Below are 25,847 nucleotides of genomic sequence, written 5' to 3' on the forward strand. Positions count from 1 at the left end.
CCATAAATCTCATTTATAAGCTTCATCCATTATAATATTTTCGTCAATGACCCCGAAGACCTAGGATCGACTCGTCAACAATCGGAGGAGCCGATGACGGATAGCACAACACGACTGGTCGCCATCATTGGCCATCCGATCACCCAGGTGAAGTCAGCCGAAAACTTCAATCGCTATTTCGCGCAAACGGGTGAAAACCGGACGATGATCCCGATGGATATCTCCCCGGGATATCTCGGGGATTTCATCTCCTTGATGCGCGGGTGGCACAACATGGATGGTTTCGTTGTCACCATTCCACACAAGGCTGCGGTCGCAACCCGGATAGACGCGCTGACAGCGCGCGCGCAATTTCTCCGCGCGGTGAACGTCGTGCGTAGGGATGCAAGCGGCAAGCTTTTCGGCGACATGGTCGATGGCGACGGTTTTATCTATGCGTTGGCGCGACATGGTTTCTCGCCGGCGGGAAAGGCAGCGCTCGTGATCGGTGCCGGTGCTGCTGGCAGCGCCATCGCACAAACACTGGCACAGGCGGGTATAACTTCGCTCACCCTCGCCGACATCGTCGAGGACCGCGCCAAAGATCTCAGCGAACGGCTGGCGGTGGCGTTTTCGCATGTGCACTTCTGCACGACTGCGAGAGAAGGGCAAACTTTCGATCTCGTCATCAACGCATCCTCTATCGGGATGAGACAAGAGGACCCGATCCCGGTCAGCGGTGATGTCATCAATCACATGCCGGCTGATGGGCTGGCCGCCGACGTGATCACATCGCCGACCGTCACGCCGTTCCTCAAGCGCGCCGCCGCGCGCGGCCTCAAGATCCAGACCGGCGCCGAAATGGCTGCTGCCCAACTTCCGGTGCTCGGCCGTTTCATGGGCGTCATAAAAGAAGAAGGCCCCCATGCCTGAGGCAATGACCGAGCACTTCGATGTGATCGTCGCGGGTGGTGGAGCCGGCGGCCTTGCCGCTGCCGTCGCTGCCGCCCGAATGGGCGCACGAGTATTGCTGGTGGAGCGGTACGGGTTCTTGGGTGGCGCAGCAGCAAATTCCCTGGTCCTGGCCTATTGCGGCTTCTTCCAGAAGGGTGAAACACCTGTCAGCGCCGTCGAGGGTATCGGCGCGGAGGTGCTGCGGGATCTCGCTGAGTTGGGTCAGGACGTTTCCGCCGTCAGGTCGAGAAGCGGGAACTGGATCATCATGCTCGACCCTGAAGCGGTGAAGTTCGCCTTCGACCGCTTCTGTACAAAGACAGCGGTGACTGTGCTGCTACACAGTCGCGTGACAGGTATCGCTACCGCAGGCGAAGGCATTGCTTCAGTCACATTGACCGATCACGCTGGTAGCCATGAGTTCAGCGCCAGTGCCTTTGTCGACGCAACCGGTGAAGCGACGGTCTGTCATCTTGCCGGCGTAGAAATGTTCGTCGATGCGACGCGGGACGATAACGTGCAGCCAGCATCCATGCCAATCCGGATCGGCGGCGTGGCTCCCAATGCCGTCTTCGATCGCAATCTGCTTACCCAAGTGATCGCCGAGCACAATTCAGGTGTCGTAGACATGATCCCTCGCGCCGATGGCGGGGTCATGATGCAATTGCCTGCCTCAGGCGACTATTGGTGGATGAATATCGATCTGGTGACCGACGGCCTAACCGGTGCCAGCCTGACCCATGTAGAGCAGCAGGCTCGCCGAGAGGCCTGGCGCAACCTCGCCCTGTTGCGAAAGCTGCCGGGCTTCGAAAATGCGTATATCGCTGCCACCGGCCCGCAGATCGGCATTCGCGAGAGCCGCAGGCCTCGCTCGCTTCATGACTTGACCGGTGAAGCGTTGTCGAGGGGAACCCGGCGGCCGGATGGGATCGGACATGCCGCTTGGCCGATCGAGGTGCATGAGGCGCCGGGTCGCGCCCGCTTTGTCGATATAGGCGGCGACGGTTTCGCCGATATCCCCCTTGACGCCCTCCGTGTATCCGGGAAGCACAACCTCTTCCTGGCCGGCCGGGTCGCCGGAGCCGACGAAGCTGCCTACGGATCGCTGCGGGTCATGGGGACCGCTTTCGCAACCGGTCACGCCGCTGGCGTGGCGGCTGCTCACAGCGCCCTCGGAAAGGGACTGTCGGTGACGGCCGTAAGGCGTGAGCTTGCCAAGCAGGGGGCTCTGATCTGAAGCAGAACAACATGTGAGACGTGAGCGGCTGTAGCTTTCCCTACCGGGAAACGATTGCGACCAGCAGGATGATCATTGCCATGGCATCGCTCCCATTGCTGACGGGGCGGCAGCGGAGCCGTTGCTGGGCAGAGCATTGACCGAACCTTTCTGACGAGTCGAAGATCGCGATCTCGATTAGGACTATGAGCTCGCGCCTGTGTCGTGAGCCACGTCTATCCGGCATCACTTGTTGTCTTAGTTGAAGGCACCTCCGTCGGCAGCGCTAATCAAGCTTTCAAGTTGCCTCGCAGGCTCGCTATGATCCGGTCTAGACCGTCAAGAATGGACTGCCGTTCGCCTTCAATCATGTTCGCGCACAACATCTCCTCATGCCGCTCGGCCTCCTCCAGAAGCCGCGAGACGACATCTTCACCTTTCGCAGTCAGGTTGACGAGTTTCGCGCGACGGTCTGCCTCGCAATTTATTCGTTCAACTAGGCCTTCGCCCTCCAGGCGATCGAGCATGGTGACGAGGCTGGATCGCTGGACGGCGATTGTCTCGGCAAGTCGAGTCTGGTGTTGTCCGGGATTGGCCCTGATTACGCAAAGCAGGCCGAGGTACCGGGGGGCGGCGCCGAACCCCGTCACCCGTTCCTCGAAGGCTTGATAGGCCATGATCTGCGCCAGGCGCAACTTGTAGGCAATCGACCGCTCCTGTGAGCCCGCAGTCAACAAGCGACTGTCCTGATCTTCCACCTGCTCCTCCGTCTTGACTTGTTTGTTTCACGCCATATAGTTCGAGCTCGAACAATTCGACGGCAAACATAATGACTATCGTAGCCTAAAAGGCCTGTCAGGCGGAAGGTGCGTTTTCTGGGAGGAAAACAGGCATTGGTCGTTCGCGAGCGAGTGGCGCACTGGCATCCAGACGATGCCGGAGTTGAGCTTCAGGAGATTACAGTAGGGCAAGCTTTGCGAACGCGGGCAGCAACGATGCCCCATGCGTTGGCCCTGGTCTTTGATGATCCGGCCGGCCGGGGCCGCATGGCCTGGACCTATGCAGAGCTCGATGAAGGCGTTGATCGGCTGGCGCGCGGGCTTATAGCCTGGGGCGTAATCCGGGGTGACCATGTGGCGGTCATGGCCGGCAATTCTCCAGAATGGGTCCTGCTGGAATATGCGCTCGCCCGCATCGGGGCGGTGCTCATCACGGTTAACACGGCGCTGAAGCGCGATGAGATCGGCTATATCCTGTCACAGGGGCAGGTCTCGACGCTCTTCTTCTCCCGCTGGCAGCGGGGCTATGACGTCGGCGCAGCGATTTCCACGCTGATGCCTGACCTGACCTTGCTGACTCGGATTTGCGGGCTTGAGGACGACGATGCACCCACGACCATGGGTTGGAAGGCATTACTTGATGGGGGCGGGTCGATTTCCGACGATGCTCTGGCCGAGGTGTCCGATCAGGTTTGCCCCTCCGACATCGCCCAGATCCAGTTCACCAGCGGGACAACCGGCTCGCCCAAGGGGGCGATGCTGCGCCATCGCAGCATCGTCAACAACGCCCGCCTGATGGCCGCGCGGGCGGGCTTTGTCCCTGAGGACCGTTTGCTGAGCGCTATGCCGCTATTCCATACGGCGGGCTGCGTGTGCAACGTGCTCGGCATGCTGATGGCCGGCGGCTGTCTGATCCTGATGCCGTCCTTTGATGCCCGAGACATGATAGCGCTGGTCGAGCGGGAAGGCGCGACAATCATCAATGCGGTGCCGACCATGTACCTACGGATGCTGGAAGAACTTGATGCCATGGGGAGCGGACAACCGGCTCTCTCAAGTTTGAGGATCGCCTTCACGGGTGGCACGTCGATCCCGCCTGAGCTGATGCGTCGGCTGAAAATGCGGTTTGGGGCCGAGCCGATGATCATCATGGGAATGACGGAAGCAAGCCCGATCATTACCCAGACAAATCCTGCGGACGACTTCGAGCGCAAGATCACGACGGCAGGCATCCCGCTGCCGCATACGGAGCTTCGCATCGCCGAACCGGAGACGGGCACCACCCTCGCCTGCGGCCAGGTGGGCGAATTGTTGATCCGCGGATACCAGATCACTGCAGGCTATTTCGATATGCCGGATGCAACGGAAAAGGCGATCAGCCCGGACGGTTGGCTTTCGTCGGGCGACCTGGCCGTGCTCGACGAGGACGGGCATCTGACGATCGTCGGCCGCATCAAGGACATGCTGATCCGGGGCGGCGAGAACATCTTTCCCGTCGAAATCGAAAAATTCCTCCAGACGCATCCCGATGTGACCGATGCCTATGTCGTCGGCGTCCCCGATCCCGATCTTGGTGAAGAAATCTTCGCCTTCGTCAAACTGCGGGATGGAGCAGGCGTCGGCGAGGACGAGTTGAAGCAGTTTTGCCGCGCCAATTTCAGCCGACAGAAGATGCCGCGCTACGTGCGCGCCATCGATGCCCTGCCGATGACAGCCAATGGCAAGGTGCAGAAATTTGCCCTGCGGGAAATGGCCGACAGGATCGTGACGGAAGAAACGGATAACGCATGACAGATCAAGAACCGGCCTTGCTCAGCGAGACGCGTGACGGGGTGTTGCTGCTAACGCTCAATCGGCCGCAGGCGCGCAACGCCATCAGTCCGGAAATGGCCTGCAAGCTGTCGGACGCGTTTACGGCCTTCGCGGAGGATTCAGCGCTGCGGGTGTGCATCCTGACGGGTGCCGGCGACCGGGCCTTCTGCTCCGGCGGCGACCTGGCGCTGACGCTGCCGCTGATGACTGGAGCCCGCAAGCCGGAGACCAGATGGGATCATCGCGTACTCGAGGATCCCGAGGTCATGAACCGGTCGGCGCTCAGGAACTTCCAGCTCAACAAGCCGATCATCGCGGCGATCAATGGTGCCTGTCTCGCGGGCGGGATGGAAACCGTCCTGGCAACCGATATTCGCATAGCTGCGAGCCACGCCACCTTCGGACTGCCGGAGGCCAAGCGGGCGCTCATCCCATTTGCGGGGTCGCTGGTCCGGCTGCCCAGACAAGTGCCTTACTGTGTAGCCATGGAAATGCTACTGGTCGGCGACAGTCTCGACGCTGACAGCGCCCGTCTCGCCGGCCTGGTCAACTATGTCTTGCCCCTGGAGGAGGTTCTTCCGAGAGCCTGGGAGATTGCACGCAAGATAGCGGCGAACGGACCGGTGGCTGTCAGTGAGATCAAGAAGACCGTGCTCGCCTCCAGCGGGCGCACCCTGGAAGAGGGCTTCGCGCTCGAAGATCAGGCCAAGCAGCGCGTGATGGCCACCAGCGACGCCCGCGAAGGCCCGCGTGCCTTCATGGAAAAGCGTCGGCCGGCCTATGAGGGGATGTGAGATGGCAGCGGGCATTGAGCTCGGCGGCAAGGTGGCGGTGGTCACGGGCGCAGGGCGCGGGATCGGACGGGCCATGGCGCTGGCGTTGGCAAAGGCGGGCGCTGCCGTGATCGTGAATGATCTCGACGTCGCGACTACGGACGAGGTGGTGAGATCGATCCGCGGCGGCGGAGGCAAGGCCACGGGCGCCGTCGGTGCGATCGGCGACAGTGCTGCTGCCGACCAGTGCGTGGAGACGGCCGTTTCGAGTTTCGGGCGGCTGGATATCATGATCACCAATGCCGGCAACCTTCGCGATCGAGTGCTCTGGAACACCAGTGACGAGGATTTCGACCAGGTGATCGCGACCCATCTGCGCGGCACCTTCACCTGTGCCCGTGCGGCGGCCCGGCATTTTCGCACGGCCGGTGAAGGTGGGCGCCTGATCCTGATGGCGTCACTCGCTGGCCAGCGCGGCAATTTCGGCCAGACCGCCTATGGCGCTGCCAAGGCAGGCATTGCGGCAATGGCGCGGACCTGGTCGATGGAATTGGCCAAGGCGAAGGTGACCGTCAATGCGATCGTGCCGAATGCCCTGACCCGCATGACCGAGACGATCCCGGTGTTCGCCCCCTATGCGGCGATGGCAGAACGGGGTGAGCCCTTGCCTGAACACCTGAGGAGCAACATCGGCATTGGCACGGCCGAAGACGTGGCGCCGCTGGCCGTTTTCCTCAGTTCCGACAGGGCGGCGGGTATTTCAGGACAATGCATCGGGCTTGGCGGCGACCGGCTGTCGCTGTGGCAGCACCCGCAGGAGAAGCAGTTTGCGCTGCATCACGGCGGGTGGACCGCAGAAGCCATCGCCGAAACATGGCCCGGCATGTTCGAGGGCGCGATGGAAAGCGTCGGCATCGAGATGGGTGAGATTTGATCAACCGCGCCGGATAGGAGCCGGTGCAACCTGGGAGGAGAGTGAAATGAGAACCCTAAAGACACTACTGACCATCACGGCTGCGGTGCTGGCGACGGACGCGGCGGCGACGGAACTGCGTCTCGCGCATTGGCTGCCGCCGCAGCACACGCTTCAGACAACCGGTTTCGAGCCGTGGATCCAGTCCATCGGCGAGGCATCGGGCGGCAAGGTCACCATGACCATTTTCCCGGCGCAGCAGCTTGGTTCGGCAACCGACCACTACGACATGGCCCGGGATGGGATTGTCGACATCACCTTCGTCAATCCGGGCTACCAGCCAGGGCGCTTCCCGATCATCGCGCTCGGCGAAGTGCCGTTCATGGTCTCCAACGGCAAGAGCGGCTCGAAGGCTTTCGATAGCTGGTACAAAGCCTACGCCGAAAAAGAGATGGCCGACATCCACGTCTGCATGGCCTTCCTGCAGGACCCCGGCACTCTGCATTCCCGTGAGGCCATCAAGGTGCCGGCCGACCTGAAGGGAAAGAATGTCCGGCCGGCCCAGGCAACGGTCGCAAGCTTTGTTGCGCTGCTGGGTGGCGCGAGCGTGCAGGTGCCGGCTCCCGAGGCCCGTGAGGTCATCGCGCGCGGCGCCGCCGATGCGATCACCTTCCCCTGGGACAGCGTCTACCTGTTCGGCATCGATTCCGTGACCAAGCACCACCTCGACATGCCGCTCTACACCACCACCTTCGTGATGGCGATGAACAAGGCGACCTACGAGGGCATGCCGGCGGATGAGCGCAAGGCGCTAGACGACCATTGCACCAGCGAATGGGCGGAAAAGATCTCCGCAGGCTGGGCGGACAAGGAACAGTCTGGCCGTGACCGCGCTCTCTCGGAGAAGGATCACACCGTCTACAAGCCGACCGCCGAAGAAGCGCAGCTTTGGAAAAGCTCCGCCGAGCCGCTGATGGCCAAGTGGAAGGACCAGGTGAAAGCCGCCGGCGCGGATCCGGAAGCCGTGCTGAAGGCGTTCCGGGATGCACTCTCTGCTGAAAACGCATTGGCTGAATAGCGCACGGTCATGGATAGGCTGACAGATTTGCTAAGCCGGGTTACGCGCGGCGTCGAGATCACGGCGGGGCTTTGCCTTGCCGTCATCACGGTTGTCATCTTCGCCTCGGCGATCGGGCGCTATCTGTTTGCCTATCCCATCCCGGATTCCTTCGATATTGCACGCCTGCTTCTCGGCATTACCGTGATGTGGGGTTTTGCGGCGCTCGGATTTTCCGGGCGCCACATCACCGTTGATATCCTGGCCGAAGCCGTGTCCTCGCGGCTGCGTCGGATGATCGACCTCATGGGGCAGGCGGTTTTGCTGGGCTTCTCGATCCTGTTGACCTGGAAGATGTTCACCCGTCTCGCCAGCGCATTTGCCAGCCATGAGGCGACGTTTGATCTCAGGTTGCCGGTCTGGCCGTTCCTGGCGATGATCTGGCTTGGAGCGCTTGCATCGATTGTCATGGCCGCCATCCGTCTCTTCCTCCTCGCCACGGGCCGGGAGCCTGCGCTCCATGACCGGAAAGAAATGATCCATGACTAGCCTGGACTGGACCGCCGTCCTCGGTTTTGCGACGCTTTTTGCCATGCTCGCCGTCCGGGTGCCGATCGGAGTGGCCATGAGCCTCGTGGGTGTTGGGGGCTTCGCCGCCGTTGCCGGCTGGCGACCGGCGCTAAACCAGCTCGCTATCTCGCCGATCCGCACGATTACGGACTACAATCTTTCGCTGATCCCGATGTTTGTCCTGATGGGCGTGCTTGCGACACGGTCCGGCATGTCGAAAGAGCTCTTCCGGGCCGGCCAGGCCTGGCTTGGCCAGCTCAGGGGCGGGCTCGCGCTTGCCAGCATTTCCGCCTGCGCCGGGTTTGCTGCGATCTCAGGCTCTTCAGTCGCAACGGCCGCGACCATGAGCAAGGTCGCGCTGCCGGAAATGCGGCGCTTCGGCTATTCCGACAAACTGGCCACAGGCGTGATCGCCGCTGGCGGCACGCTCGGCATTCTCATCCCACCCTCGGTGGTTTTGGCGATCTATGGCTATATCACCGAGCAGGATGTTGGAAAGCTGTTTGTCGCCGGCATCCTGCCGGGCCTTGTCGCGGTCCTGATGTATATGGCTTGCGTATATATCGTGTTCTGGCGCGAGCTGCCGCAAGGCATGTCCATCGCCGCGGGTGAAAGGCTCGCCTCGCTCAAGGGCATCTGGGCCATCCTCCTGCTGTTCGTCGCTATCATCGGCGGAATTTATGCCGGCGTCGTCACGCCGACGGAAGCGGCGGCGGCCGGTGCCTTCCTCACGGCTGTGATTGGCATCGCGCGGCGGCGGCTCAACTTCAGAAGCATTCTGAACTCGCTGATCGAGGCACTCTCTACGTCAGTGGCGATCTATACGATCCTGATCGGCGCCATGCTCTTCAACTACTTCCTGGTGATCACGCAGACGCCGCAGAAGATCGCCGCCTTCCTGGTCGATCTGGACCTTGGCGCCTATCCAACGCTGTGGCTTATCCTCGGGCTATTCTTCCTGATGGGCTGCATCCTGGACGCGATGGCGATGATCATCCTGCTGGTGCCGATCGTCTATCCCGTTGTCATGCAGCTCGGTTTCGACCCGATTTGGTTCGGCATCATCGTCGTCGTCACGGTCGAGCTTGGCCTGATCACCCCGCCGATCGGCATGAACGTCTTCGTCATCAACTCGATCAATCGCGACGTCAGCCTGATCACCATCTTCCGGGGCGTTGCACCCTTCGTGTTCACCGACATCATACGCCTGGCTCTGTTCGTGGCATTCCCTTCAATCGTCATGCTACTGCCAGACTCGATGTGAGGAAGCGGCAAGATCGGTAGATGCCTCGGAACCGGTATAGGAGCGATACTAATGGGGCAAAAGCTGCCGCCGTGCTGCGCCAAAGGAGCGGAACTTTGGTACTCGGCGTCACAGCGAATTCGCCGCGTGTGCAACTTGATCATACGATGCGGTGCCCAATGCACACTGGCCAATCCGAACCCTGCAATCTTACCCACAGCAGATCGACCCGATGCTGCCCGGTCGGGGCGTGCTGCAACTCGGCACAACCGCCAACGAATGGCATCACGGACGGACCGACGGCGGAACCACAGGCTCGAGTGTGGGCTTATAGGGTAGTTAAATCGATCTCGGTGTAGAATTTGTGCCGTGCGGCTCCTCGATCTCGAACCGGCCAGCCTCATTCCTCTGTCGCGTAGCCACGTTTGCTTCGTCTGATCGAGTATCTTGCAATCTTTTCGTTTAGGGTACGCAGCGGGACCTTCAGGTCCGCTGCCGCCTGGGCAGTATTTCCTCTCCGCCTGTTCAGGGCCTGCGCAATCACCGAAGCCTCGTACGCGGCGAGTTGGTCAGGCAAGGAGATCGCACGTGCATCTCCGCCTCCCTCGGATGGATCGAGGAGGTCGTCTAAGCCGAGGGCGAAGCGCTCGGCACGGGCCTTCAGGGCTCTGACATTTCCCTTCCAGTCCTGGCTCGTCAGATCGGCAAGGAGTGCGGGCGGCAACTCTCGCTCGGAGCGCCCATACCGGCGCGCCGCCAACGATGCGAAATGCACGAACAACACCTCGATATCCTCGCGGCGCTCCCGCAGTGGCGGGATACGGATGTCGACCGTCGCGAGCCGGAAAAACAGATCTTCTCGAAAGCGGGACGCGGAAATTTCCGCAGAGAGATCGCTTTTCGCCGCCGCAAGGATACGCACGTTCACCGGTCGCACCCGGTTTTCACCTAGCCGCTCGATCACCCGCTCCTGCAGGACACGCAGGATCTTTGCCTGCAGAGATAGCGGCATCGCCTCGATCTCATCGAGAAATATGGTTCCGCCCTCCGCGAATTCGAACTTGCCCACCCGGTCGGCCAGCGCCCCGGTAAAGGCGCCTTTCACATGCCCGAAGATCTCGCTCTCGAACAATGTTTCAGGCAAGGCGCCGCAGTTGATCGCGACGAATGGCGCTGACGCGCGGCTGCTTTGCCGATGCAGCGCCTGAGCGACCAGTTCCTTTCCGGTCCCGGTTTCGCCGATGATGAGAACGTCGATATCGACCGCGGCCAAGGCCGCGACCCGCTGCCGAAGGGCCTGCATCGAAGGGCTGTCGCCGATCAGCGTCTCAGACGGCTTCGCGTCGGCGACGAGCCCCTGAAGCCGGACGATCTCCTCCTTCATCCTCGTTTTCTCTAGCGCCTTGTTGAGCACCGAGATCAGCCGCTCAGCGTCATAGGGCTTCTCAATGAAATCTTCCGCACCGCGTTTCATCGCCGCGACAGCCAAAGAGACGTCGCCATGAGCCGTCAGCAAAACGACAGGCAGTTCCGGCTTTTGCCGCTGCAGCGAGTTCAAGAGGGTCATGCCGTCTATGTTGGGCATCCGGACGTCGGTGAGCACAATGTCCACGCCATCTTCGAGTGCGGCCTTGTACGCTTCTTCAGCGCGCTCGAAGCTTCCAACGTCGAAGCCGCTGACCGCTAGCCAGTCACTCACGGCGCGCAGGTGATCGCGATCGTCGTCGACGACAATGATACGCCCCCTGCTCACTGCGCTGCCTCCAGCCGCAGACCGGCGTCATTCGCGGCCGGCACCGTGATCACTGTCCGTGTACCCCCCTCCTCGGCATCTTCGAAGCGTATCGCGCCACCGCATTCCTTGATGATCGTCGTCGCGATGGACAGGCCGAGCCCTAGCCCCTCGCCTGTCAGCTTTGTGGTGAAGAAAGGTTCGATGATTCGCTCACGAAGATCAGGCGCGATTCCACTGCCGTTGTCGATGATGGCAATCTCAACCTGCTCGCCGATCCGCCCGCTTTCAATGCGGACACGAGGATCAGGCCGGTCTTGCACCGCATCAAGCGCGTTTAAAAGCAGATTGAGCATGGCCTGCTCCAGCTTGACGGAGACGGCCCGGACCGCCAGTGCCTTGCCTGCGGCGACATCAACATCGACTCCCATGGCTCTGCTGCGCGGCGAAGCCAGCTCAAGGACGTTCCTGATCACGCTGTCGACGGCCAGGATCTCGAACTCCGACACATCCTTGCGGGCAAACGTCTTCAGGTGCTTGACCGTTCTCTGCATCCGCCTGACGAGGTCTCTCGCCTTCGTCAGCCGCTCGCCGGCATCCGCCCGCCGGCCTTGATCCGCCAACAGACCTGCGGTGGCAAGCGTGGCATCGAGGGCTGCCAGCGGCTGGCTCACCTCATGGACGATGGCAGTCGACATCCTGCCGAGCGCCGCCATCTTCTCCGAGTGTATCAGGCCCTGCTGGGCCTGCCGCAGTTCCTCTTCGGTACGCTTGCGCATGTCGATCTCGCAGGCGAGGTCGTGGGTCCGTTCTGCCACCATCCGTTCCAGCAGTTCTCCCTGCCTGAGCCGCATCCGGACAAGCTGGCGACGCTGCCGCAGGACATAGAAGATTGCTCCCGTCGTCAAACCAACCGCAAAAACCGCGAACGCCCACAAGGCGCCGATCATGTCCACCTGCCGCACGTCGGCTGCGGCGACGATTTGCCAATCGTCCGGCTGAAGTGGAGCAAACTTGGCCATCAGTCGTCGGTCCGCTCCGGGCATGATGACGGAGGTGTCGGCGGGGCGAGAAGCATCGAGCGTCGAGGAGATGGGCTCGGCGCGCGCGAGATCGACACCATCGTAGGTCCGCTCCTGCAGCAACCGCTCAAGCATCTGATCTGCCAGGGGTTGCAGGGGCCTGTACTTCCAGGCCGGATCTCCCGACAGGAAAACCACCCCTGCCCTATCTGCGATGGCAATCCGAACACCGGCCGCCGACCATGCCGCCTCAAGCGGGCTCAGATCCGCCTTGACGACGACGACAACCGGCTGCGCCCCGGCGATATCGATCCGTGAGGACAGGAAATAGCCGGGCTTTCTGGTTGTTACGCCAATCGCGTAGAAACGGCCATTGCCCGTTAGAAGAGCGTCACGAAAATAGGGCCTGAAGCTGTAATCGTGGCCGACAAAGCTTTGGGGGGTCGCATGATTGCTCGCCGCGAGCGTCAGCCCTGCAGCGTTCAGTACATAGAGATCGGCCGGTCCGGTTTGTTCGACGATCCTCTCGAGATAGGCGTTTGCAGCATCGATCGCCACCCGCGACGTGTCGCTGGCCAAGGCACGCACGCGGGCATCTTCGCCAACGATGGCTGGCAAGGAACGGAAGCGGTCGATCTCGGCGGTGATCGAACGCTTGGTGAGGAGCAGACTCTGCTCGAGCTGCGCCTCCTGCTTATGAAGCACCAGATTACGGGCAACATGATATGAAAACCATGACGCAAGGGAGGTGACGAGAAGGATGACGGCCGCCATCCGGTTGAAGCTTGCTGTCAGCATCGCATCGCCCCGCCGGTCCCACAACCCATGCTGATGATCCTCCCCTTCAAGACCGTCACCGGACCACCCTAGCATTCCTGTCGCAAGTTGCACCTGCCGCTTCGAGGGTCGACTGGTTTGTTTCTGTGGCGACTGAGCGCGCTGTCGCGGAAGAACGTGCCTGCCTGCACGGGAGATAGCCCGGCAGGCAGGATCAGGCGGACGTAATCAGGCAGATGACACCGCAGGCTCGTCGGCCGGGACGGGTCGTGCGCGTGTCAATCGCGACGCGCGCCAGACCATGATGCCGAAGACGACAGTGAGGGCAAAGCCGATCTCGTCCGTCAACGGAAGGGCGGCAAGCAGGGTGAATGCCGCACTGGTTGCCATCAGCCGCTGGACGATCGACAGGCGGATCACCATGAACCCGATGACGGCTGCACCCCACAGGCCGATCGCCAGGGTTGTCTTCATCACGATATAAGCGACGGCTGTCCAATAGCCCCATGCCAGGGCGAAGGCGCCGCCGTCCTGCAGCATGAGGGCCGGCGAGTAGACCGCCATGAACGGTATGACGAAGCCTGCCGCGGCAACCTTGATGGCCTGGAGTGATATCTTCAGCCCGCTTTCACGAGCGATCGGCGCTGCGGCGAAACAGGCGAGTGCCACAGGCGGCGTCAGGTCGGCCAGGATCCCGAAATAGAAGACGAACATGTGGCTGACGATCAGCGGCACGCCGAGCTCCAAAAGCGCCGGCCCTGCGATCGAGGACGTGATGATGTAGTTCGGAATGGTCGGAATCCCCATTCCGAGCACGAGGCAGGTCACCATGGTCAGAAGGAGCGACAGAAACAGGCTCTTGTCGCCAACAGAAACAATGAACTGCCCAAAGGTGTTGGCGGCACCCGTCAGTGTCATGGTTCCGATGATGATGCCCACCAGCGCACAGGCGATGGCCACCGGCAGGGCTGTCTTTGCCCCTTCCGCCAGAGCATCACGGCAGGCAACCAGAGTTTCGCGTCCCCCTTGACGCAGAGCATTGGCAAGGACGAGGACCGCGAGGGTAGCCAGGACGATCGTCATGCCGAACTGGAAGAATGAGGCGGCGACAAGCCCGAGGCCGAGCCAGAAGATGATCCGGATCGCGATCGACGGAATCCCGAGCGCCAACGAGGTACCGAGGATCAGCAGCATGATGAAGGCGAGACCGACGGTGCCGGCGAAAAGCGGAGTGTACCCGGAAAAAAGCAGCCAGACGAGCGCTGCCAGCGGCAGCACGAGATACCAGCCCTTCTTCAGTGCTGCAATCCCGGAAGGAAGTTCCTCCTTCTGCAACCCGACCAGCCCGTGCTTGCCTGCCTCCAGATGCACCATCCAGAAAGCCGAGGCAAAATACAAAATCGCCGGGACGAGGGCGGCCTTGACGATGTCGTGGTACTCGACACCCAGCGTCTCGGCCATGATGAAGGCAACCGCACCCATGACAGGCGGCATGATCTGGCCGCCCATGGAGGCCGTGGCCTCGACACCGCCTGCGAAGGCAGGGCGATAGCCGAACCGCTTCATCAGCGGGATGGTGAACTGACCGGTGGTCACGACATTGGCGACGCCGGATCCGGAGATCGTCCCCATCAGGCCCGAGGAGATGATCGCCACCTTGGCCGGACCGCCCCTGCGGCTGCCGACTAGACTCAGCGAGACATCGTTGAAAAGCTCGATCATGCCCGCCTTTTCCAGAAACGCCCCAAACAGGATGAACAAAAAGATGTAAGTCGCCGACACAAGCGTCGGGATCCCGTAGATGCCCTCGGTCCCATAGGCCATGTGGTCGATGACCTGGGAAAACCCGTAGCCCCGGTGGTTCAACGGCGAAGGCAGATACTCGCCAAGCAGGCAGTAGAGGAAGAAAATGCCGGCGATGATCGGAAGGGCCGGTCCCATCAGAACCCAGGAGGCCGCAAACACGATGGCGATCGCCAGGACGCCGAACAGAATGTCGCGCGGCAATGGATCACCGGCTCGCAGGATCAGATCAGCATATTCGTAGCACTGGTAGAAAGCGACGGCGGCCGCCACAAGAGAGGCACACCAGGCAAGGACACGCACCGGTCCGCTCTTGTCGAGGAGTGCGGCCAGAAGCGGAAAGATGAGGACTGTGACGAAGCCGACATGGATGGCCCGCAAGACCTGACTGGGCGGGTCGAGAAGATGTGCAGCAGTGGCAAGCTGGAATGCGGAAAACACGAACGCGATGGCGAAGATGAATCGGCCTTCCCGGGATTGGGGGAAGGCGGCCGCGAGCGCGTCATGCGCGCTCAGTTCTGCGGCATGTCCGTCAATTGGTGTCGAAAGCGGTTTCATGGGATCCTCCGGTCGAAAGGGTGAGGGCGGCGATCCTCCACCGCCGCCCGGTTTTCATCGCCTTACAGGAGGCCCTTTTCCTTGTAGTAGCGCTCCGCGCCCGGATGCAGGGGAACCGGCATCCCCGTCAGAGCGTCTTCCAGCTTCACGCCGTCAGCCGCCTTGTGGGCGGCCGACAGTGCGGGCAGGTTTTCGAACAGCTGCTTGGTCATCTGGTAGGCGACGTCATCGGACACGTCGGAATGCGTGATCAGGAAATTGCCGACCGCAACAGTGCTCACATCAGCATCCTGACCTTCATACGTCCCAGCAGGCACCGTCGCCGCGACGTACGGCGCTCCAAGTTTCGTGGCGATCTCTGCAGGAATAGCCACTAGTTGTACATCAAGCGATGTGGCCAGATCGCGGAAGGATGATACGCCCAACCCCGCTGACTGGAGGGTGGCGTCCAGCTGGCGGTTCTTCATCAACTCGACGGATTCCGCGAACGGAAGATACTCCGTCTTTCCCAGCTGATCATAGCTCATGCCGGCGGCGGCCAAGATGGCGCGCGCATTGAGCTCCGTCCCCGACTTCGGCGCGCCGACCGACAGGCTCTGCTCCTTCAGTTCGGCGAGCGTCGTGATCCCCGACTCACGCGACGCCATGATCTGGATGTAGTTGGGATAGATGGCTGCAATGCCGCGCAGCTTGTCGAGGGGTGCCTTGAAGCCCGCGTCTGCATCCCCTTCCCAGGCCATCTTGACGGAGTCGCCCAAGGCAAATGCAATTTCGCCGCGCCCCTGCTGCAGAAGGTTGAGGTTTTCGACAGAAGCCTTGGTTGCCTGCACCTGCGTGCGCGCGTCCTCGATCGTCTCGCCGTAGATCTTCGACAGGGCAACCCCAAGCGGGTAGTAGACGCCGGATGTACCGCCGGTCAGGATGTTGATGAATTGATCGGCATTCGCGGGTGTCGTCGTTGCGGCAAGGCCGAACAGGCCGACGGTCACCAGTGCGATTTTCTTCATGCTGTTGCTCATGCGGGTTTCCTCCCAATGCACGTTGCGCGGCTGATCCACCGCGTGACATGTCGAGAGCAAGAGCTGGGCCATCCCCCAACTCATTGACGCCGCTGAGTTATAAAGTCGATCACCGTCTCCGGCTGGCGGATTTACGCCAGCACCCAAAGAAGATCAGGCGGATTTTTGCCAAGGTATCTGCGCGAGAAGACCAACCTACTCATGTTACCCTGACCTAGGTCGCGATCTCCAAGTGTAGGGCTTGTCGGTCGTCTGCTGAACGACCATCGCGCGAGGTCGAATTCTCTCGTCCGCGAGGAGTGGCCGGATCTTGATTCGTGGCGGCGTCTGGCTTGTGTCGGCACAGGCCAGCTCGGCCGCGAGACTTGCCCTGACTGCGCCGGCAGCGGTGTCGTAACGGTTATCGTCGACGATGCGTGACTGGCCTCGATAGGGTACGTTGTGCCAATCAACCGGAACAGCAACAGCAGCAGGCCGTTGAGGCTCACGTGATGAACCCTCAGGAGAAAAACACTTGAGCATCGGGTTGCTTGGTCTTTTGGACGATGTTGCGGGTCTTGCAAAAGTTGCCGCGGCATCAGTCGACGACGTCACCGGAATGGCAATGAAGGCCGGTATGAAGGCCACAGGCGCGGTCATCGACGATGCTGCCGTCACTCCTCGCTATGTCCAAGGCTTTTCCGCCGATCGTGAACTGCCGATTGTATTCAAGATCGCCAAGGGCTCGATCAAGAACAAGCTCCTGTTCCTGCTGCCGGCGGCACTTGCTCTTGGTTACTTCCTGCCATGGGCCATCACGCCGCTGCTGATGATCGGCGGCGCTTACCTCTGCTACGAGGGAGCAGAGAAGGTCTATCACCTCTTGGCTCCACACCAGGCGCATGAGCACGAAACGCACCTGGCGTCGGCAGCAGTTAATCCAAAATCCCTCGAAGACGAGAAGGTCGCTGGCGCGATCAAGACAGACTTTATCCTCTCTGCCGAGATCATGGCCATAGCCCTTGCAGAGCTGCCGAATGAAAGCCTTATCGCTCAGGCTGTCATTCTGGTTCTTGTGGCGTTCGGTATCACCCTCGCTGTCTATGGCGTCGTCGCCTTGCTCGTAAAGGCCGACGACTTCGGGCTGTTGCTGGCTGCCAACAATGACGGAATTGCTCGGAGTTTTGGTCGTGGCTTGGTCAAAGGGATGCCGGTGGTGATGTCCGGTCTGAGCGTAGTGGGCACCGCCGCAATGATCTGGGTCGGTGGAGGTATCATCGTCCACGGGCTAGAGGGCTTCGGCCTTCCTCAGATTGGCTACTTCATACACCATTGGGCAGAAGTAGCAGCGCATGCAGTGCCCACCGCCGCAGCTGTACTTGCATGGGCGGTCGAGTCCGCCGGCTACGGCATAGTGGGGCTGGCGATCGGTGCTGCTCTCATACCCGTTGCCAGCTACGTTTTCTCGCCTACCTGGCAAGCAATGAAAGGCCGAAGGGACACGAGGACCAGCGCCCACTGATCAATTCCGAGCGGCTCCACTTTCGCACCTTGCCCCCGTCTCTAGGTCGGCTTTCACCGTCCGCCACGTAAGCAGCGATCCAAAAGTGTCTGGAGGGCCGCTTGACTGCAATGATGACAGTGCACCAGCAGGTCTATGGCCATCACCAGTTTGATAGGTGCCAGGCGGTGCTGGTCGGCGGCTAGCCGCGCCTGCCGCCCAGCGTAGTCAAGGTAAAATGGCACCTTACCCGTGGCGCCTCTTATATCACGAGCGCGTCCACTGGGACTGAGCCGAAGATAGCTCCGCGCGGCGCAGTACAGCGTCGCAGAACACCCGGGCCGCCGGGCCGAGATGCTCGTCTGTACGATGCATCAGCCAAGCACGATGCCTCGACTCGCCGCGTTCTCCGTATTCCGCCGCCGATAGGCGAATGAGCCGCCCTTCCTCCAGATCGCGCTGGACGAGCCAGAGCGGCAGGTTGCCCCAGCCGATTCCGGCGAGGATCAGCGCGTGCTTGGTCGCGTTGTCCCCCACGCGCCATGTCCCAGGGGACAGCACGTCGAAGTCACGTCCTTCCGTGAGACGGGACGGGTCCTCACCGACGATCTGGACATGATCAGCGAGTTCGGCCGCAGAAATCGGTTCGGCGAGAATCGCTCGTGCGGCGAGTGGATGGCCGGCCGCCACCACGGCGACGCGAGACACATAGGTCAGCGACCGCCGCTCGATTTGCGGATCAGGAATGTCAATCCCGCTGATGGCGAGCGCGCAGCGGCGCTCCAGAAGCGCCTGGACTGCCTCGCCGAGGGACGCCGAGAGTACGCGCACCGTGACAGACGGATAAGCCTCGCGCAGTTCTGTCAGCGCGGCGGCTGCCAGTCGCAAGGGAAACTGGGGATCAAGCGCAATCGCAAAACCCAGTTCCACACCGTCGCCGAGACCACGCGCGCGAGCCCGCATGGTATCCACCTTGAGCAGGATGGCCTTGGCGTCCGCGAGGAGCGACCGACCTTCTGGCGTCAACGTGGGGCGGTGTCCGGAGCGATCGAAAAGGCTGACACCGAGCTGGCTCTCGAGGTTGGCCACCGCATGGCTGACCGCCGACTGCGCACGGGCGATTCGGCCTGCGGCGGCCCGAAAGCTGCCAGCCTCCGCGACCGTAACAAATACTCTCATCTGATCGAGCGTCAGTGCGTCCAGCATGATCGATCCTATTGATCAATTTGAGCGATCTTTTCTCAATTACCGCTATCAGTAGAACATGTCATCTATCTCCGGAAACTGCCCTCCAGACGCAGGACGAGCGCATCAGTCCACCTGTTCACGTGGGGCGCCAACAGCGGAAGAAGACGATGACGAAGGTGCTCATTCTCTACTACTCCTCCTATGGCCATATCGAAGCAATGGCGAAGGCGGTTGCCGAAGGCGCACGGCAGGCAGGCGCCAGGGTCGCCGTCAAACGCGTGCCGGAGCTGGTGCCGGAAGAGATCGCGCTAAAGTCAGGTTACAAGCTTGATCAGGACGCGCCCATCGCAACGGTGGCGGAGCTTGCAGATTACGATGCGATCATCATCGGCACGCCGACGCGGTTTGGCAACATGGCAAGCCAGATGAAGAACTTCCTCGACCAGACCGGCAGCCTTTGGTTCGAGGACAAGCTTGTCGGCAAGGTCGGCAGCGTGTTCACCTCGACCGGTAGCCAGCATGGCGGGCAGGAGACAACCATCCTCTCCACCCATGTCGTCATGCTTCACCTCGGAATGGTGATCGTGGGCCTTCCCTATACCTTCAAGGGGCAGATGCGTATGGATGAGATCACTGGTTGCTCTCCCTACGGCGCCTCGACGCTGGCCGAGGATGAAAACCACGGAAGCCGCCTCCCGAGCGAGAATGAGTTGGAAGGTGGACGCTTCCAGGGGCGCCATGTGGCCGAAGTCGCCGCTTCTCTTGCGGCTCGCCGGCAGGAGCGTATGCTGGAGCCTGCGCGTTGAGCGCGGCGGACCGTTCTGCCTGGCCGATGATCATCCTCATCGTCGGCGCGGGCGTGGTGGCGGCCTTTCAGGTCGGCAAGGCTCCGATCGGCCTTCCCGCCGTTCAGGAGGACCTGCGGCTGGGTCTTGCCACGGCCTCGTGGCTGATATCCGCCTTCGCGATCATCGGGGCCGTCGCCGGCGCGCCGGTGGGGCTGGCTGTCGACCGTATCGGCGCCAGGCGGATGGCCCTTCTCGGGCTTCTCTTCATGGGTGCAGGCTCGGCGCTCGGCGCGCTGGCTTCGAGCGCCAGCACCCTGCTCGCCACACGGGTTATCGAGGGGGTCGGGTTCCTCACTCTCGTCGTCGCCGGTCCCGCCCTTGTCACGTCGACCGCTCCCGCGCCGATCCGCGGCCGCGCGATGGCATTGTGGGCAACGTTCATGCCCGCCGGCCTGACGATCGTCATGCTCGCCGCGCCCCTGCTTACGCTTCTCACCTGGCGCGGCTTCTGGCTGCTCAACGCGCTTCTGCTCCTTGCATATGCGTTTCTGAGCGCCTGGCGTCTTCCCTCGCCGGCCAGACTTGCGCACGCGCCTCGCAGCATTCGTCAGGACATCGTTGAAGCGTTCGTCGCGCCAGGACCCTGGGTCTTGGCTGGGTTGTTCGCTGCGTTTTCTGCAGTGTTTTTCGCGGTGTTCGGCCTCCTTCCGTCCTACCTTTCGACGCGTCTCGGCGTCGCCAGTGAAGTAGCGAGCATGCTGAGCGCCATAGCGGTCGCGGCAAGCGCGGCCGGTAACCTCGTCTGCGGCCAGCTGCTGGCGCACGGGTACCACCCTGGGCGCCTGATCTTCGTCAGTTTCACAACGATGGCTTTGTGCAGCGTCGGGATCTTCAGCGATTTCATACCCGGCGGAGCCGCTTACGCGCTTTGTGTCCTGTTTTCCTTTGCAAGCGGGCTTGTGCCAGTCGTGATCTTCGACAGCGCACCGCACCGCGCTCCGGGGGCCGATCTTGTCGGCGTGACGATCGGCTTCGCGATGCAGGGAAACAATGTCGGGCTCGTGCTCGGACCGGCCGTTGCCGGAGCTTTGGTCGCCAGCTTCGGCTGGGGAGTGGTCTCAGTCACTGTCGTTGCGATCTCGGTTGCCGCAGCCCCGCTTGCCCTCGCGCTCAGGCGCACCAACGCAGTTGAGCGAGGAGTCGCGTGACCTGAGCTTCGGCGAAATGTGCCGCAGCTTCATGTCACAAACCGATCGCCAGAACCGTCAGGTCAAATCGGACACGCAACACTGGAGGCTGGGAGCGATGGCACCGAAGGCGGACGCGAACGCTCGGGGCAGCTGCGCCGACGCCGCAGGCCGTGACGGAAAGCTTGTTCTATTTGAGCAGGCAAGACCGCGCCTCCTTGGGATCCGCCTATCGGATCCTCGGCACCAGGGCGGAAGCCGAAGACGCAGTACAGGATACGTTTCTGCGTTGGCAGGCGGCGGACACGGAGAAGATCTGCTCGCCCGTCGCCTGGCTCACGACAGCCTGCACGAGACGCGCCACCGATATGCTCAGGCTCTCCTATCGCAGCCGCGTCGACTATGTTGGCGCATGGTTGCCCGAGCCGATCCACGGTATGACTGAAGGACCGGCAGAGACGCAGATGGCGCTGTCGTCCGCACTTTCGACAGCCTTTGTTCTGCTCCTGGAGCGGCTAACGCCCAAGGAGAGAGCGGCCTATCTGCTCCACGAGATTTTCGAGATGGCCTATCCTGACATCGCTGCCATATTGGAAATGAATGAGCCCGCTTGCCGGAAGCTCGTCTCGCGGGCGAAAGCGAGGGTCGGCAGCGATCGGGTGAGACATCAGCCTGCGCCACAAACGCAGGAAGAGCTTCTGGCGGCATTCCGAGGAAGCGATCCGAACCGGGCAGCCCGGCTCGCTCGCCGTAATGCTCGCGAAGGACGTGCGACTGACCGCCGACGGGAGTGGCAAGGTGCCGACTGTCGCCGGTGTCCTGCGCGATGAAGCGGTGCTGTCATTCGTGACGAGGCAGCTGACGGAATGGTGGGCGAATTACGAGTGGAGCGCTGCCGAACTGAGCGGCTCACGGGGCATCATCCTGCACGAAGATGGGAAGACGGTCGCTGCCGTCTCGTTCGCGTATGACCGGAACGATCGCGTCGCCGACATCTTCATCTTTCGCAATTCGGACAAGATTCAGCGTCTCGAGGAGGTAAGAATCTACTGACCCTGATGCACGCCCCGTCCTTTGGAAATGGTCATGACAAATTGCAGTGAAGCGACTTACCCACCCCTCAATACCCTGAAGTTGGTCGCAGAGGACCTGTGGATCGTTGACGGACCTCTGATTCTGTTTGGAACGCCAAACATGTCATTTCCGACACGGATGACCATCGTTTGCGTTGCTGAAGAGGACCTGTTCATCCATTCGCCAACCCCTCTTACCAGGTCCTTGAGAAAGGAGCTCGAACGGATTGGACGCCCGCGCTGGATCATCGCGCCGAACCGCATCCACTACTGGTGGATCCCCGACTGGAGGGATTCATATCCGGATGCGGTAGTCTATCTGGCGCCGCGGGTCAGTGAACAGGCGGCAGGCCGCATCACCTTCGAGGGTCATCCGCTCGATCGCGCTTCCGGGTATCCGTGGGACGAAGAACTGGCGAGCCTACCGATCAGCGGGAGTTACATGACCGAGGTCGAGTTCTTCCATTACCGGACACGGACGCTCATCCTCACCGATCTCATCGAGAACTTTGAGCTCCGGAAGCTCAACTCTTTTGTTACCCGATGGCTGACATGGCTGGGGAAGGTGCAGGATCCCGACGGGCAAAATGCCGCGCGACATGCGACTGACCTTCTGGCGACAGCGATCCCACTTGCGCGCCTCCGTCGAAACGATGATCGAGTGGAATCCGGAACGGGTGATCGTCGCCCACGGACGGTGGTATGACCGAGCGGGCACGGGCGAACTCCGCCGCGCCTTCCGCTGGCTCCTGAGTGTAGCCGCCGGTATAGCCTCGCTCCCGCAGTTCTCGAAACAATCGACTGCCGGTCAGACGGGGATAGGATTTAATCCGCTCCCGCAGGTAAGAAGCGAACGGGTCGATGACCGTCGCCCGAGGCTTTCTTGGACCATAGGCCGGAGCCTCGAGGCCTCACTTTATGTATTTGCGCACCGTCTTGCGATCGATGCCAGTTTCTTTGGAAATAGCCGACACCGTCAGCCCCTGCTGATGCAGATCCAGGATCATGATCGTCTCCCTCAGTTTGATCACCAACATCCCCCTTCCGACCATCGGAAGGAGTATCGGCGATGAGCGCCGCCGGTCTTCCGGGGCGCGCCCCAAAAGACCGGTGGCCGCAGCACCTGGGGAAGACTCAAACGGCACTAATGGGGATTATTGCTCCGTTACTGACACCTGTCGCAGCTTCTCAAGGCGGAGACTGCGGAACGCGAGGTCCGATCGACCGCCTATCAGCTCAAGACAGCGCGCTTCCCAGCCTACCGTGATCTAAACGGCTTCGACTTTGCCGGCAGCGAGATCAACGAGCCGCTCGTGCAACAGCTTCATCGCTGTGACTTCCTCGATGATGCCAACAACATCGTCCTGGTCGGCGGACCTGGCACGGGCAAGACGCAGGCGGCGATCCGAGCATTGAAGCAAGCCAGATTGTCCTACACCGGCGACCGTGGCAGCCAAATTTGGATCGATTTCCTGCGACGGATCATCAGCAAGGTCGTCATCGAGCCCTCAGCCGATGGCGAGTCGGCGGCCCTTGCGATCCACGGCCACCTCGCCGCCATCATGGCAGCCCAGGAGGCCTGGCAGGAAGCTTCGCGGGAACTGCAGCCGCTGCACAAACCTCGACTTCATCCGCCGGCAGTAGGCTGCCGGTGAGTTCAAGACTGTGCAGGAGAATGTGAAGTATCTGAACCGGTGTCGGGCAATCCTTGGTGAGAAGGAGGCTGATTGGCTTCGGTTACCAGTTTTGTTGGTTGCGGGGGCAGGATTTGAACCTGCGGCCTTCAGGTTATGAGCCTGACGAGCTACCGGGCTGCTCCACCCCGCGTCACCAAGAGTCCGGGTTTTGGGCCCGGGAGCGAAGTCAGGCGTAGCCTGATGAGGTGAGGCCGTCAAGATATCGATCCAGTGGATCGATATTAGGCCGAACGGGCTGCTCCACCCCGCGTCACCAAGGATATGGACCTTTTGGTCCGGAAGTGATGCTTGTTTTTCGTGTTTTCGAGAAGATTGTTTTGTCCGCTTATGTTTTGCGGCATTGCCTTTAATAGACCTGGCAGCGACCTACTCTCCCGCGTCTTGAGACGAAGTACCATTGGCGCTGGGGCGTTTCACGGCCGTGTTCGGAATGGGAACGGGTGCGGCCGCCCCGCCATGACCACCAGGTCGATTAAGGGCAATGAACCAACATTTCTGTTGGCATATGATGAGAAGCTGGCAGGCATTGCCTGTTTTCTTTTTGAACACGTCTTCCTTGCCTTGGTCTGCGTGGGACTTCCCATACAGGCCAGCGGCCGTCGCCAATCGTTTGGCGCGCCGTCCGCAGCGTAGCGACCAAGTCGCGACAGCGTGAGGACAGAAGAGATGGCTCATCGACTGTGTCGATGAGCATTGTCAATGAGAACGATCAAGTCGATCGGGCTATTAGTAAGGCTAAGCTTCATGCATTGCTGCACGTCCACACGCCTCCTATCAACGTGGTCGTCTTCCACGGCCCTGATAGGGAATACTCGTTTTCAGGTGGGTTTCCCGCTTAGATGCCTTCAGCGGTTATCCCTTCCATATATAGCTACCCTGCTATGCCCTTGGCAGGACAACAGGTCCACCAGAGATATGTCCATCCCGGTCCTCTCGTACTAGGGACAGATCCTGTCAATATTCCTACACCCACGGCAGATAGGGACCGAACTGTCTCACGACGTTCTGAACCCAGCTCACGTACCGCTTTAATTGGCGAACAGCCAAACCCTTGGGACCTGCTCCAGCCCCAGGATGCGATGAGCCGACATCGAGGTGCCAAACAACCCCGTCGATATGGACTCTTGGGGGTCATCAGCCTGTTATCCCCGGCGTACCTTTTATCCGTTGAGCGATGGCCCTTCCACGCGGGACCACCGGATCACTATGACCGACTTTCGTCTCTGCTCGACTTGTCAGTCTCGCAGTCAGGCGGGCTTATGCCATTGCACTCGACGACCGATTTCCGACCGGTCTGAGCCCACCATCGCGCGCCTCCGTTACTCTTTCGGAGGCGACCGCCCCAGTCAAACTACCCACCATACACTGTCCCGGATCCGGATGACGGACCGCGGTTAGACATCCATGACGATAAGGGTGGTATTTCAAGGATGGCTCCACGAAGACTGGCGTCCCCGCTTCAAAGCCTACCACCTATCCTACACATGCCGACACGAATGCCAGTGTAAAGCTATAGTAAAGGTGCACGGGGTCTTTCCGTCTGACCGCAGGAACCCCGCATCTTCACGGGGAATTCAATTTCACTGAGTCTATGTTGGAGACAGCGGGGAAGTCGTTACGCCATTCGTGCAGGTCGGAACTTACCCGACAAGGAATTTCGCTACCTTAGGACCGTTATAGTTACGGCCGCCGTTTACTGGGGCTTCGATTCAAAGCTTGCACCTCTCCTCTTAACCTTCCAGCACCGGGCAGGCGTCAGACCCTATACGTCGTCTTTCGACTTCGCAGAGCCCTGTGTTTTTGATAAACAGTCGCTACCCCCTGGTCTGTGCCACCCCTTCCTGGTTGCCCAAAAAGGGGTCACGCTTCTTCCGAAGTTACGCGTGCAATTTGCCGAGTTCCTTCAACATAGTTCTCTCAAGCGCCTTGGTATACTCTACCTGACCACCTGTGTCGGTTTCGGGTACGGTCTATAATGATGGAGCTATTTCCTGGAACCTCTTCGCTGCACAACCAATCCAGTAAGGTTGAACAACACACGAGATCCGTCACTACCACCAGGCCCACGAATATTAACGTGGTTCCCATCGACTACGCATGTCTGCCTCGTCTTAGGGGCCGGCTAACCCTGCTCAGATTAACTTTAAGCAGGAACCCTTGGTCTTTCGGCGAGAGGGTCTCTCACCCTCTTTGTCGTTACTCATGTCAACATTCGCACTTCCGATAC

At 60.9% G+C, this 25,847-nt stretch carries 20 protein-coding genes, 1 tRNA gene, 2 rRNA genes and 2 pseudogenes (1 of these 25 only partly in view); 15 read left to right on the top strand and 10 right to left on the bottom strand.

Annotated elements, in window-relative coordinates; genetic code table 11:
• The first annotated feature begins 93 nt into the window (after positions 1–93).
• Together FN060_RS17305 and FN060_RS17310 are read left to right on the top strand one after the other, a co-directional pair.
• Positions 94–912: a shikimate dehydrogenase family protein gene (locus FN060_RS17305; RefSeq protein WP_142589171.1), complete on the top strand. Its 819-nt coding sequence runs from the start codon at positions 94–96 to the stop codon at positions 910–912.
• On the top strand, positions 905–2,170 hold the full coding sequence (locus FN060_RS17310; protein WP_142589172.1) for an FAD-dependent oxidoreductase: 1,266 nt from the start codon (positions 905–907) through the stop codon (positions 2,168–2,170). Before FN060_RS17305 ends, FN060_RS17310 begins: the two co-directional genes overlap by 8 nt.
• 269 nt (positions 2,171–2,439) lie before the next feature.
• Here the strand turns inward: FN060_RS17310 and FN060_RS17315 are convergent, their stop codons facing one another.
• Positions 2,440–2,883 carry a MarR family winged helix-turn-helix transcriptional regulator gene (locus FN060_RS17315; RefSeq protein WP_142589173.1) on the bottom strand — a complete coding sequence of 148 codons (444 nt, stop codon included), beginning with the start codon at positions 2,881–2,883 and terminating at the stop codon, positions 2,440–2,442.
• A gap of 177 nt (positions 2,884–3,060) precedes the next feature.
• Here FN060_RS17315 and FN060_RS17320 point away from each other — a divergent pair, with 177 nt between their 5' ends.
• From FN060_RS17320 to FN060_RS17345, 6 genes are read left to right on the top strand one after another with little or no spacing between them, the layout of a single operon-like run.
• Positions 3,061–4,719, top strand: coding sequence for an AMP-binding protein (locus FN060_RS17320; protein WP_280514343.1), 1,659 nt, complete (start codon positions 3,061–3,063; stop codon positions 4,717–4,719).
• Positions 4,716–5,534: an enoyl-CoA hydratase-related protein gene (locus FN060_RS17325; RefSeq protein ID WP_142589175.1), complete on the top strand. Its 819-nt coding sequence runs from the start codon at positions 4,716–4,718 to the stop codon at positions 5,532–5,534. The genes FN060_RS17320 and FN060_RS17325 overlap by 4 nt, the downstream gene beginning before the upstream one ends.
• A gap of 1 nt (position 5,535) precedes the next feature.
• Entirely contained in the window at positions 5,536–6,447 is a 912-nt protein-coding gene (locus FN060_RS17330) for an SDR family NAD(P)-dependent oxidoreductase (protein WP_142589176.1), read from the top strand.
• Between the two features lie 46 nt (positions 6,448–6,493).
• Positions 6,494–7,504, top strand: a complete 1,011-nt coding sequence (locus FN060_RS17335) for a TRAP transporter substrate-binding protein (RefSeq protein WP_142589177.1) — start codon at positions 6,494–6,496, stop codon at positions 7,502–7,504.
• 9 nt (positions 7,505–7,513) lie between these two features.
• Positions 7,514–8,032: a TRAP transporter small permease gene (locus tag FN060_RS17340; RefSeq protein WP_142589178.1), complete on the top strand. Its 519-nt coding sequence runs from the start codon at positions 7,514–7,516 to the stop codon at positions 8,030–8,032.
• The gene (locus tag FN060_RS17345) at positions 8,025–9,317 is read left to right on the top strand and encodes a TRAP transporter large permease (protein ID WP_142589179.1); all 1,293 of its coding nucleotides are present in this window, start codon (positions 8,025–8,027) and stop codon (positions 9,315–9,317) included. The genes FN060_RS17340 and FN060_RS17345 overlap by 8 nt, the downstream gene beginning before the upstream one ends.
• Before the next feature lie 379 nt (positions 9,318–9,696).
• On the opposite strand, the gene FN060_RS17350 is transcribed toward FN060_RS17345, so the two are convergent.
• The 4 genes from FN060_RS17350 to FN060_RS17365 form a co-directional block, all read right to left on the bottom strand.
• Entirely contained in the window at positions 9,697–11,049 is a 1,353-nt protein-coding gene (locus FN060_RS17350) for a sigma-54-dependent transcriptional regulator (protein ID WP_142589180.1), read from the bottom strand.
• Positions 11,046–12,848, bottom strand: a complete 1,803-nt coding sequence (locus FN060_RS17355; RefSeq protein WP_183949771.1) for a sensor histidine kinase — start codon at positions 12,846–12,848, stop codon at positions 11,046–11,048. Before FN060_RS17355 ends, FN060_RS17350 begins: the two co-directional genes overlap by 4 nt.
• 207 nt (positions 12,849–13,055) lie before the next feature.
• On the bottom strand, positions 13,056–15,188 hold the full coding sequence (locus FN060_RS17360) for a TRAP transporter permease (RefSeq protein WP_142589182.1): 2,133 nt from the start codon (positions 15,186–15,188) through the stop codon (positions 13,056–13,058).
• 62 nt (positions 15,189–15,250) lie between these two features.
• The gene (locus FN060_RS17365; RefSeq protein ID WP_210310700.1) at positions 15,251–16,207 is read right to left on the bottom strand and encodes a TAXI family TRAP transporter solute-binding subunit; all 957 of its coding nucleotides are present in this window, start codon (positions 16,205–16,207) and stop codon (positions 15,251–15,253) included.
• Between the two features lie 514 nt (positions 16,208–16,721).
• Here FN060_RS17365 and FN060_RS17370 point away from each other — a divergent pair.
• Positions 16,722–17,708 (top strand): DUF808 domain-containing protein, encoded by a 987-nt coding sequence (locus FN060_RS17370; protein WP_142589183.1) that lies wholly within the window; start codon positions 16,722–16,724, stop codon positions 17,706–17,708.
• A gap of 246 nt (positions 17,709–17,954) precedes the next feature.
• Here FN060_RS17370 and FN060_RS17375 read toward each other — a convergent pair whose 3' ends face one another.
• Positions 17,955–18,893, bottom strand: a complete 939-nt coding sequence (locus FN060_RS17375) for a LysR family transcriptional regulator (protein WP_142589184.1) — start codon at positions 18,891–18,893, stop codon at positions 17,955–17,957.
• Between the two features lie 149 nt (positions 18,894–19,042).
• Here FN060_RS17375 and wrbA point away from each other — a divergent pair, with 149 nt between their 5' ends.
• The 5 genes from wrbA (at position 19,043) to FN060_RS17400 (ending at position 22,629) form a co-directional block, all read left to right on the top strand.
• On the top strand, positions 19,043–19,681 hold the full coding sequence (gene wrbA / locus FN060_RS17380) for an NAD(P)H:quinone oxidoreductase (RefSeq protein WP_142589185.1): 639 nt from the start codon (positions 19,043–19,045) through the stop codon (positions 19,679–19,681).
• A 26-nt stretch (positions 19,682–19,707) separates the two neighbouring features.
• Positions 19,708–20,871, top strand: coding sequence for an MFS transporter (locus FN060_RS17385; protein ID WP_142589570.1), 1,164 nt, complete (start codon positions 19,708–19,710; stop codon positions 20,869–20,871).
• 173 nt (positions 20,872–21,044) lie between these two features.
• Positions 21,045–21,680, top strand: coding sequence for a sigma-70 family RNA polymerase sigma factor (locus FN060_RS17390; RefSeq protein WP_210310701.1), 636 nt, complete (start codon positions 21,045–21,047; stop codon positions 21,678–21,680).
• Positions 21,649–21,903, top strand: a complete 255-nt coding sequence (locus tag FN060_RS17395; RefSeq protein WP_210310702.1) for a hypothetical protein — start codon at positions 21,649–21,651, stop codon at positions 21,901–21,903. The genes FN060_RS17390 and FN060_RS17395 overlap by 32 nt, the downstream gene beginning before the upstream one ends.
• 141 nt (positions 21,904–22,044) lie before the next feature.
• On the top strand, positions 22,045–22,629 hold the full coding sequence (locus FN060_RS17400) for a DUF4336 domain-containing protein (protein ID WP_342345188.1): 585 nt from the start codon (positions 22,045–22,047) through the stop codon (positions 22,627–22,629).
• Between the two features lie 46 nt (positions 22,630–22,675).
• Here the strand turns inward: FN060_RS17400 and FN060_RS17405 are convergent.
• Positions 22,676–22,954: pseudogene (locus FN060_RS17405) on the bottom strand (helix-turn-helix domain-containing protein); the annotation flags it as partial.
• 144 nt (positions 22,955–23,098) lie between these two features.
• On the opposite strand from FN060_RS17405, the pseudogene FN060_RS17410 reads away from it, so the two are divergent.
• Positions 23,099–23,326, top strand: a pseudogene (locus FN060_RS17410) (ATP-binding protein); the annotation flags it as partial.
• Positions 23,327–23,673: 347 nt separating this feature from the next.
• Here FN060_RS17410 and FN060_RS17415 read toward each other — a convergent pair.
• The 3 genes from FN060_RS17415 to FN060_RS17425 form a co-directional block, all read right to left on the bottom strand.
• Positions 23,674–23,750: transfer RNA gene (locus tag FN060_RS17415), tRNA-Met, on the bottom strand.
• Between the two features lie 223 nt (positions 23,751–23,973).
• Positions 23,974–24,088: ribosomal RNA gene (rrf, locus tag FN060_RS17420) — 5S ribosomal RNA — on the bottom strand.
• 237 nt (positions 24,089–24,325) lie between these two features.
• Positions 24,326–25,847 (bottom strand): 23S ribosomal RNA (locus FN060_RS17425) (it continues 1,383 nt past the right edge of the window).

Source organism: Pseudorhizobium halotolerans, assembly GCF_902153235.2.
Lineage (GTDB): Bacteria > Pseudomonadota > Alphaproteobacteria > Rhizobiales > Rhizobiaceae > Neorhizobium > Neorhizobium flavum.

What these genes read in the sequence shown, in the direction of transcription:
- FN060_RS17305 (WP_142589171.1), top strand. Translation starts at nt 94, where the DNA reads ATGACGGATAGCACAACACGACTGGTCGCCATCATTGGCCATCCGATC.
- FN060_RS17310 (WP_142589172.1), top strand. Translation starts at nt 905, where the DNA reads ATGCCTGAGGCAATGACCGAGCACTTCGATGTGATCGTCGCGGGTGGT.
- FN060_RS17325 (WP_142589175.1), top strand. Translation starts at nt 4,716, where the DNA reads ATGACAGATCAAGAACCGGCCTTGCTCAGCGAGACGCGTGACGGGGTG.
- FN060_RS17330 (WP_142589176.1), top strand. Translation starts at nt 5,536, where the DNA reads ATGGCAGCGGGCATTGAGCTCGGCGGCAAGGTGGCGGTGGTCACGGGC.
- FN060_RS17335 (WP_142589177.1), top strand. Translation starts at nt 6,494, where the DNA reads ATGAGAACCCTAAAGACACTACTGACCATCACGGCTGCGGTGCTGGCG.
- FN060_RS17340 (WP_142589178.1), top strand. Translation starts at nt 7,514, where the DNA reads ATGGATAGGCTGACAGATTTGCTAAGCCGGGTTACGCGCGGCGTCGAG.
- FN060_RS17345 (WP_142589179.1), top strand. Translation starts at nt 8,025, where the DNA reads ATGACTAGCCTGGACTGGACCGCCGTCCTCGGTTTTGCGACGCTTTTT.
- FN060_RS17355 (WP_183949771.1), bottom strand. Translation starts at nt 12,848, where the DNA reads ATGCTGACAGCAAGCTTCAACCGGATGGCGGCCGTCATCCTTCTCGTC.
- FN060_RS17360 (WP_142589182.1), bottom strand. Translation starts at nt 15,188, where the DNA reads ATGAAACCGCTTTCGACACCAATTGACGGACATGCCGCAGAACTGAGC.
- FN060_RS17365 (WP_210310700.1), bottom strand. Translation starts at nt 16,207, where the DNA reads ATGAGCAACAGCATGAAGAAAATCGCACTGGTGACCGTCGGCCTGTTC.
- FN060_RS17375 (WP_142589184.1), bottom strand. Translation starts at nt 18,893, where the DNA reads ATGCTGGACGCACTGACGCTCGATCAGATGAGAGTATTTGTTACGGTC.
- wrbA (WP_142589185.1), top strand. Translation starts at nt 19,043, where the DNA reads ATGACGAAGGTGCTCATTCTCTACTACTCCTCCTATGGCCATATCGAA.
- FN060_RS17385 (WP_142589570.1), top strand. Translation starts at nt 19,708, where the DNA reads ATGATCATCCTCATCGTCGGCGCGGGCGTGGTGGCGGCCTTTCAGGTC.
- FN060_RS17400 (WP_342345188.1), top strand. Translation starts at nt 22,045, where the DNA reads ATGTCATTTCCGACACGGATGACCATCGTTTGCGTTGCTGAAGAGGAC.